The organism is Syntrophorhabdaceae bacterium, from assembly GCA_028698615.1.
In the GTDB taxonomy this organism is placed as follows: domain Bacteria; phylum Desulfobacterota; class Syntrophorhabdia; order Syntrophorhabdales; family Syntrophorhabdaceae; genus Delta-02.
The window spans coordinates 1-7,535 of record JAQVWF010000074.1 but is presented as its reverse complement, the minus strand read 5'-3'; the positions used below and the strand labels follow the sequence as shown (position 1 = coordinate 7,535).

The 7,535-nt window shown below is 55.3% G+C and carries 7 protein-coding genes; 5 read left to right on the top strand and 2 right to left on the bottom strand.

Annotated features, from left to right (window positions below; translation table 11 throughout):
- Positions 1 to 26: 26 nt before the first annotated feature.
- A complete protein-coding gene (locus PHC90_13830; protein ID MDD3847423.1) occupies positions 27 to 338 on the bottom strand; it encodes a hypothetical protein in 312 nt (103 codons plus the stop codon).
- A gap of 516 nt (positions 339 to 854) precedes the next feature.
- On the opposite strand from PHC90_13830, the gene PHC90_13825 reads away from it, so the two are divergent.
- The 5 genes from PHC90_13825 to PHC90_13805 all read left to right on the top strand — a co-directional run bounded on the left by PHC90_13825 (position 855) and on the right by PHC90_13805 (position 6,298).
- On the top strand, positions 855 to 3,617 hold the full coding sequence (locus tag PHC90_13825; protein ID MDD3847422.1) for a PAS domain S-box protein: 2,763 nt from the start codon (positions 855 to 857) through the stop codon (positions 3,615 to 3,617).
- Between the two features lie 170 nt (positions 3,618 to 3,787).
- Complete coding sequence (locus PHC90_13820) at positions 3,788 to 4,240, top strand: hypothetical protein (protein ID MDD3847421.1); 453 nt, start codon at positions 3,788 to 3,790, stop codon at positions 4,238 to 4,240.
- Positions 4,241 to 4,244: 4 nt separating this feature from the next.
- Positions 4,245 to 4,679, top strand: a complete 435-nt coding sequence (locus PHC90_13815) for a hypothetical protein (GenBank protein MDD3847420.1) — start codon at positions 4,245 to 4,247, stop codon at positions 4,677 to 4,679.
- A gap of 155 nt (positions 4,680 to 4,834) precedes the next feature.
- The gene (locus PHC90_13810; protein MDD3847419.1) at positions 4,835 to 5,509 is read left to right on the top strand and encodes a hypothetical protein; all 675 of its coding nucleotides are present in this window, start codon (positions 4,835 to 4,837) and stop codon (positions 5,507 to 5,509) included.
- Positions 5,510 to 6,298, top strand: a complete 789-nt coding sequence (locus tag PHC90_13805; GenBank protein ID MDD3847418.1) for a hypothetical protein — start codon at positions 5,510 to 5,512, stop codon at positions 6,296 to 6,298.
- 94 nt (positions 6,299 to 6,392) lie between these two features.
- On the opposite strand, the gene PHC90_13800 is transcribed toward PHC90_13805, so the two are convergent.
- Positions 6,393 to 7,394 carry a transposase gene (locus PHC90_13800; GenBank protein ID MDD3847417.1) on the bottom strand — a complete coding sequence of 334 codons (1,002 nt, stop codon included), beginning with the start codon at positions 7,392 to 7,394 and terminating at the stop codon, positions 6,393 to 6,395.
- Between the last annotated feature and the right edge of the window lie 141 nt (positions 7,395 to 7,535).

Here is a 7,535-nt window from a genome sequence, read left to right as displayed (position 1 = left end):
ACGCGTTGCAGCGACGCCTGGATCTTTCACTCTTCCTTATTGCCTTTCCTGAATCTGATAACCAGAAACGCTGCCAGCCTGACAATTGTCGCGTAAAGCAGCAGAAACAGGCAAAACGATAAAGGCTTGCCCAGTTGTGCTGTACCGCTTATGTGCGAAAGCGTATATGCAAACCAGACTATTGAAACCGACAGTGACAGATAGAACGAAAACCCGGTGATCCGGTCTATCCCGTCCGGTGATAGCGCTTCCCGCCTGAACAGGGCAAATGAAACGCCCATGATCAGCGCTGTGGCAATTACTGCATGAAAATCAATGAACATATCTATCGTCGCCAACTACTATCCCTCCGTATGATGGCACTGTTAAAGCTGAAAATGACATACCTCCCACCATACCTCACATTATCTTCGATTGCTTCCGGTGGAATCAAAACCACCTCCTACCGGAGAGCACAGGGACAATATATAAGAGTTGTGTTTGTGTGTCAAATGCTTATCCGCACAGGATAGTGACCGTGCGGCGCGGGGAAGGAATCCGAATGCACCCGCAATTCCCCGTGCCGTCCTGGCATCAATGTCACACGTTCCGGGAATCAATCATGATGATCGCCTTCCAGCGCCTTGCCTTGAACCATTGAACCGTTGAACGTTGAAACTTTTGAACCGCCTCTCATAATGCCCAACGATATTGTGCCATAATCATAACGAGGGGCATATGGGACTATTCGCCGGATGTGACCCCGGCACACAGTTGCTCTTCACAGGGATTTGGCAATTGACAAGAATACTGTACGTGATACCATCGTTTATGTCTTTGTGTCAGGGCACCATTCACCCTCCGAAGAGGAGCAGATGAAAGACTCGGCCGGAACGAATCAGGAATTGATGGAGGAGATATCCTCTTTAAAAGAGAGGATCAGGGAACTGGAGCGTTCGGAAGGGATGAGAAGGGGCGCGGAAGGGTCGCTGCAGTGGAAAACTGCTCTTCTCGAAGCGCAGATGAATACGTCCATCGACGGCATTCTGGTCATCGATGAGAATCAGAAAAGACTTGTCATCAACCAGCGGATCCTGGAGATGTGGGATGTTCCCCACCATATTCTGGATGACGAAAATGATGAAGCCCTCCTTCAGTATGTCGTCGGTCTTGTCAGGTATCCCGAGCAGTTCCTCGGGAAGGTGAATTACCTGTACGATCACCCCTATGAGACAAGCCGCGACGAGATCGAATTCAAGAACGGCATGTTTCTGGACAGGTACTCGGCCCCGGTCCTCGGCGAGGACGGATACCACTACGGCAGGATCTGGACGTTTCGGGACATAACAGAGCGCAGGCGCACCGAGGAGGCGCTGCGGGAATCGGAGCGCAAGTTTCGGGTCCTTGCCGAGAAGTCCGTAGCCGGCATATATGTCCTGCAACAGGACGGAACCGTGCGGTACGTCAACGCGAGGTGCGCCGAGATATTCGGGTACACAGTTGAGGAAGCGGTGGACAAGCTGAACGTGCATGATGTGATATTTTCTGAAGACCTTTCCCTGGTGAGTACCAGCATAGGCAGGAGAATATCGGGCGAATTGCTGTCACACCACTATGAGTTCAGGATAATCACCAGGGGCGGAGACATCAGGCATGTCGAGGCTTACAGCTCCTTCACCGTATACGAGGGAAAACCGGCGATCATCGGAACCCTGCTCGACATCACCGAGCGCAAGCGCGCCGAGGAGAAGCTGCTGGCAAGCGAAGAGCGGTTTCGCACGTTCTTCAACCTTCCCATCGTGGGTTTTGCCATCACCGGTGCCGACAGCCGGTGGATCCACTTCAACGACAGATTATGCGAAATGCTGGGGTACTCTCGCGATGAACTGGAACGAAAAACATGGATGCAGATCACGCCGCCCGAAGACCTTGCCCGGGAGAGACCGCTCTTCGAAGACGTGGTGAGGGGCAGGAGCAACGTCACCGGTATCGAAAAACGATATGTCAGGAAGGATGGTTCCCTTGCCGATGTATTCGTCTCCACCCAGGTGGTCCGAAACCCTGATGCTTCGATAGCCTATTTTGCCTCCATCATACAGGACGTCACCGCCCAGAAAAGGGCCGAGGAAGAGATCATCAGGGAAAGAGAAAAACTGAGAACCCTCTCGGACAACGCCCCCTTTGGAATGGTTCTCACCGACAAAGACGGTCATTTCACATACGTCAACGCCAAGTTCACGGAACTCTTCGGGTATGATCTGTCGGATATCCCGGACGGCAGAACGTGGTTCAGAAAGGCCTATCCTGAGGCCGAATACAGGCATACGGTCATTTCGACGTGGGTGGAGGATTTCAAGGACGCCGGGCGGGTTGAACGCAAGCCGAGGGTCTTTACCGTTACATGCAGGGACGGGATCAAAAAGATCATAGAGTTCATTCCTTCAAGGCTTGCCTCCGGGGATTACCTGATGACCTGCGAAAATATCACCGAACTGAGAAAACTGGAATCACAGCTGCGCCAGGCCCAGAAAATGGAATCCATCGGGACCCTTGCGGGAGGCATCGCCCACGATTTCAACAATATCCTCACCACCCTAATAGGATATGCATCCCTCATACAAACAAAACTGGACAGCGACAGCTCCTTACGGTCATACGTGGACCGGGTTCTCCTTGCCTCCAAGAAGGGTGCCGATCTCACTCAGAGCCTTCTGACCTTCAGCCGGCAGCAACCCGTCACGCTTCTCCCCATGGATGTGAATGACGCAATAAGAACGACGCAGCCGTTGCTCAAGAGGCTCCTTACCGAGAATATTGACCTGCGCACATCCCTTACCCGGTATGACACGGTCGTTATGGCCGACAAGTCGCAGATGGACCAGATCCTTTTCAACCTTGTCACCAACGCAAGGGACGCCATGCCGGAAGGGGGGACGCTCACCGTAGAGACGGATATCGCCGACATGGACAGCCGGTTCATAGAGGCTCACGGGTTCGGAGGGCCGGGGAGGTATGTGCTGATAAACGTCTCCGATACGGGAGAAGGTATGGATGAAGCAACACGGGAGAAGATCTTCGATCCCTTCTTCACCACAAAGGAGACCGGGAAAGGCACGGGGTTGGGTCTTGCAACCGTCTACGGCATCGTCAAACAGCACAACGGTTATGTCACCGTATATAGTGAACCCGGCCACGGCACGGCCTTCCGCATCTACCTCCCGGCCGCGATCACAAAGGTCCGGGAGGAACCCGATACGGCGGTGCCCGTGGGAGGGAAAGAGACGATCCTTATCGCGGAGGACGATGAAGGAGTGCGACGGATCATGCGGGAGGCGCTTGAGGAATACGGCTACAGGAGCATAGAGGCAGTGGACGGTGAAGATGCGATCGATAAGTTCAAACTGCACCGCGAGGTAGATCTCATCATCCTCGACTCGATCATGCCGAGAAAGAACGGAAGGGAGGCCTTCGAGGCAATACTCCGGATAGACCCCCATGTCAGGGTGCTCTTCACCAGCGGGTACACCAGGGATGTCGTCCTTGACAAAGGGATCAAGGACAAGGAATTCGACTTCATCGCGAAACCGCTGTCACTCGGCAAGCTCCTTCAGAAGGTCCGCGAGATACTGGACAGGTAGCCGGGTGGCCCGCGGGGGCTCATCCCCGTTCCTGCAACCGACATCCTGAGAATTCGAGGTTCCCCCTTTTACTGGAATTGGCTTGACATACAAAACCACTTTTCCTAATCTATTTTTGGATTAGAGGTGTTTTTGTAGAAATATCAAACTTCCATCTTGCGAGGCAAACTTTGAGAAGACTGTTGAGGTTGTGTGCAAAAGCGCTGTTCATCTCAGGCATTGCGGTGCTGGCAATGATGCCGGTGATAACAGCATCGGCCGGCGCGCTCGATTCGATCCCGATCGACCCAGGGGCCAAAACGATTCACCCGGACACGACCGTCATGGTTCCCGCGAACGGCGCCGTCGGATCCGACATTTATGTCTCCAGCCGCGCTTTCCTCTCCATAGATTTTGCCGTGCAGCCGGGCAAGCAGGTCACCCTGCTGGTCATTACAGGCGCACAGAAGGCGGAAATGAATGCGGGAAGACCGATCACGGGGCGGCCGCAGGTTCGTGCGCCCATCGATGGGACTGCAAGCCAATCACTGACCGTAAACCAGGGAGGTTATTATGTCGCAATTCTCAGTTCGAATCCCCAGTCTGTATCCGTCACGTATCGGGTCTGCGCCCGTGCGTTCTGATCTCATGGCACGCCGGCCTCTTCGGGCCCTCCGTGTCATCGCCCTCATTGCCTGCGCACTGTTCCTTACAGCGAGTCAGGCGGCTGCCGGCCCCCTCGACTCGATTCCCGTCGGACCTTCGGACCGCGTCCTTCTCAGCCAGAACGTGAACCTCTCCGAAAACGGCAGCGCCTCGAACCTTTTCGTTCCCCAGCAGGCAACGGTTTTCTTCGACGTTGCCGTTCAGCCCGGGAAAAGGGTCCTCCTCATGGTGATCACGGAAGATCAATGGAAGGCCATCAGTTCCGGAGAAAAACCATCCGGCTCGCCAATCCTTCGCACACATATCAGCGGTGTTCACTCGGTGTCCGTCAGCATTCCACGCGGCACATACAGCGTCGCCATGATCCCCGCCCAGGGAACGACTCAGGTGACCATGCGCGCCCGGGCCAGGTATTAACAATGCGTCGGCCCGTTTCCGAAAGGACTGCGAAACGCCCTGACAGCGGACGGGGAGCATGGAATAGCATTGCGGCCGTAAGTATTGCAGCCCTCTTCGTACTCGTTGCCGCCGTGATAGTTTCCCCGGGTGCCCGGGCTGGGGACGGAACACCCGTGAAGGCACAATGCTGGGTCGACGGTGAACTCCGCGGCGGGTATCCTCTGGACAGACCCTGCCCCGGGACAACCGGCGGCGGGGGCCGCATCATCATTATGGGTCCGCCTGTCATCGTCTGGCGCCATCCCAGCGCGGAAGGCTCGCGCATGGCTGGATTGGCTCCGGTGGACAGCAGGCTTGCAGGTCAGCTGGGCGCGATTGCCGATACACCGATAATTTTGAGGCAGAAGGGCGAGTTCGCCATGAGAAACGGCAATCTTGCGCAAGCCAAACTCTATCTCGAGGAAGCGAACCGCAGGGACCCGCAGGACCCCCAGATCCAGCAGAGCCTCGCAAAACTCAGGAACCTCTTTGATAAAGGCACGCAGAGCCTGACGGTGCCGCGCCTCCAACTCCCAAAGCAGGAATTCCTGAAACCCATGCCGGCGGCCGCTGTTGACAGGTTCATGCGCTACCCTGATGTCAGGGCACTCAGGGAGGCTGAGATCATTTCCTACAACAAGCTTGCAAATGCGGACGCCGCGTTCAACACGATAACGGCCAGGGTAAAGACCGGCGCGGCAACGCAGCGCGACGTCGATCAGGCGCAGTCGAAACTCAACGCGGCCGTCGAGGAGTTCAAAAAGTCCGAAACCAGGCTGAAGGAAAGAATCTACGTGCTGGATAAATAGATGAAGCCCTCACTTACTTTGTTTGCCGTCGCAATGGCCGGGCTCGCCGCGATCGTGCCCATCCAACCGGTCCGGGGGGAAGGGTGTCCGCCGAACTCCGCGCCCGTCGAGACCGTTTCCGAGAAAGACACTATCATCCATTGTCGTTGTGTCTCCGGATTTGAGAACCGGGAGGGCGTTTGCGTGCGCGTAAAAGATGCGAAATTTCCCCCGGCTGCTGCAAATCTCGTCAATATCATGGACAGGGTGACAAAGGAGCTCAATCGGCCTAAAGGGGGATATCATAAGGGCCTGAAACCCAGGCTGGTATGTAATCTTTTCTTTCAGGGAGTGGGAAAAGAGCTCACAAAACTGGGTTTGCCGGCTGATCGGGGAGCATGGAAAAAGGGTCTGATAGCTGTACAGATAAAGGGGGAAATAGAAGCCGACAAGACCGCTTGGAATGAACTGAAGGAAGGGGACGTCCAGGAACGGGCCAACCGGGGAATCATTGTCGTTGCTGTTTCGCGCGACCATGTGGCAATAGCCTTTCCAGTGCCCCCGGGTACACAATTCTCGGCTAAAGAGCCCCTGTTCAGAGACGGCAACGAACATGGCCCCGAAAACCAGGCAGACCGTCGCTTACATGCAAGTTCATGGGGTGCTGTGCCCGCCCGCAATATGTTTGGCTATGAATATGGAGATAAAGAGAAGAAAGAACTGAAGAGCCCCAGATTCTATGTTTGGACCCCTTCAGAATCATCCGCGAGCGCACTAAGCCATTATAAGCGACAGATAGTGCCAAGGTGAGCCTTAATCATAAAGGCAACGACGAGAGAAAAGAGCCAGGCAGCGCAGCGAAAAACCGGGGGACCCGGGGGACATCCCCAAGAAAGTAAGAAACTTATTTGGTAAGCTTCAATCCCCTCCTCTGTGCAATCTGTCTCCCCCTCTCTACGGCAAGGCCTATCGCCTGTCCGGAGATTGCGAAACGCATGGCGAGGTCCTTCAGCGTGGTTTCCAGTTCCGTCACCGCGAAGAAACAGAAGACGCTTCTTGCCTCGACAAGCTTCTTTCGTCTTCCCCGGACATAAAGATCCTTCGGATGCATCTCGAAAAGCTGGCAAACCCTTCTTTCTATTGCAGCCATATCGATACCGGACTGCTTCATCTCGTAGCGCCGGGTCATCCTCTCTTCCGCCCGTGCAAGCAGAGCCGCAACAAAAGACGTGTCCCCCAATATGCGCTCATCACCCTTCACGGGTCCCTCGCGGACCGATCTTCTGACCTCTTCCCATCCTCCGAGACTTCTCACCAGTCCCCCTCCCGCAAGCTCCGGCCGCCGGCCCCGGCTTATCCCCATACCGACAAATTCGCGATAGACTGCCCGGGCCTCCTTCTCATCAGGGCCAAACAAGGCAAGAATGTACCGTATATCCTGCCAGGGGACCGCCCTGTTGCCGAGGATGGCGGCATGACCTGACCACTGATAGTGTCCGAGGGACTCGTAATCCGGAACGATGCCGGCCCTGAGAGGATTGAGATGGATGTACCGCAGGAGTTCCTGCAGGTAGGGATCTTCCTGGCAGATGATGGATTTGTAGCGGTTCTGAAAGAGGTGGCCGCTGCGCCTGTGCCTTCGGTTGAAACCACCGGCATAGCCGGTGAGGAGCCGCGCCATGAAAGTGGACAGGGAAACATCGCCTGTGCGCAGCAGCATATGCGCATGGTTGGACATCAGTGCCCATGCATAGCAGACCGTTGCGGTTTCCGGCAAGAGAACGGACAGTCGGCCGGCAAAGTCTTCCCTGTCATCGTTTCCGAGGAAGATCCCTTTTCTGTTGATTCCTCTTATGATCACATGATGGAGCACACCTGCCGCATCAAGACGTGCGTGTCGCGGCATGAACACCTCTGTCATTGACGATTGGCCCGGGGCTTTCGCCCCGTGCTGACATATCCGGCCTGTTTCCTGTGTATATTACTTTTTCTGATGAAAAGTGAGATCCGTTACTACCCTGAAAGCCCCGTGTCGAGGACGAAACCA

Bases quoted from the DNA above. Each gene is read 5' to 3' on its own strand.
- PHC90_13825 (MDD3847422.1), top strand. From the start codon at position 855: ATGAAAGACTCGGCCGGAACGAATCAGGAATTGATGGAGGAGATATCC.
- PHC90_13815 (MDD3847420.1), top strand. From the start codon at position 4,245: ATGGCACGCCGGCCTCTTCGGGCCCTCCGTGTCATCGCCCTCATTGCC.
- PHC90_13805 (MDD3847418.1), top strand. From the start codon at position 5,510: ATGAAGCCCTCACTTACTTTGTTTGCCGTCGCAATGGCCGGGCTCGCC.
- PHC90_13800 (MDD3847417.1), bottom strand. From the start codon at position 7,394: ATGCCGCGACACGCACGTCTTGATGCGGCAGGTGTGCTCCATCATGTG.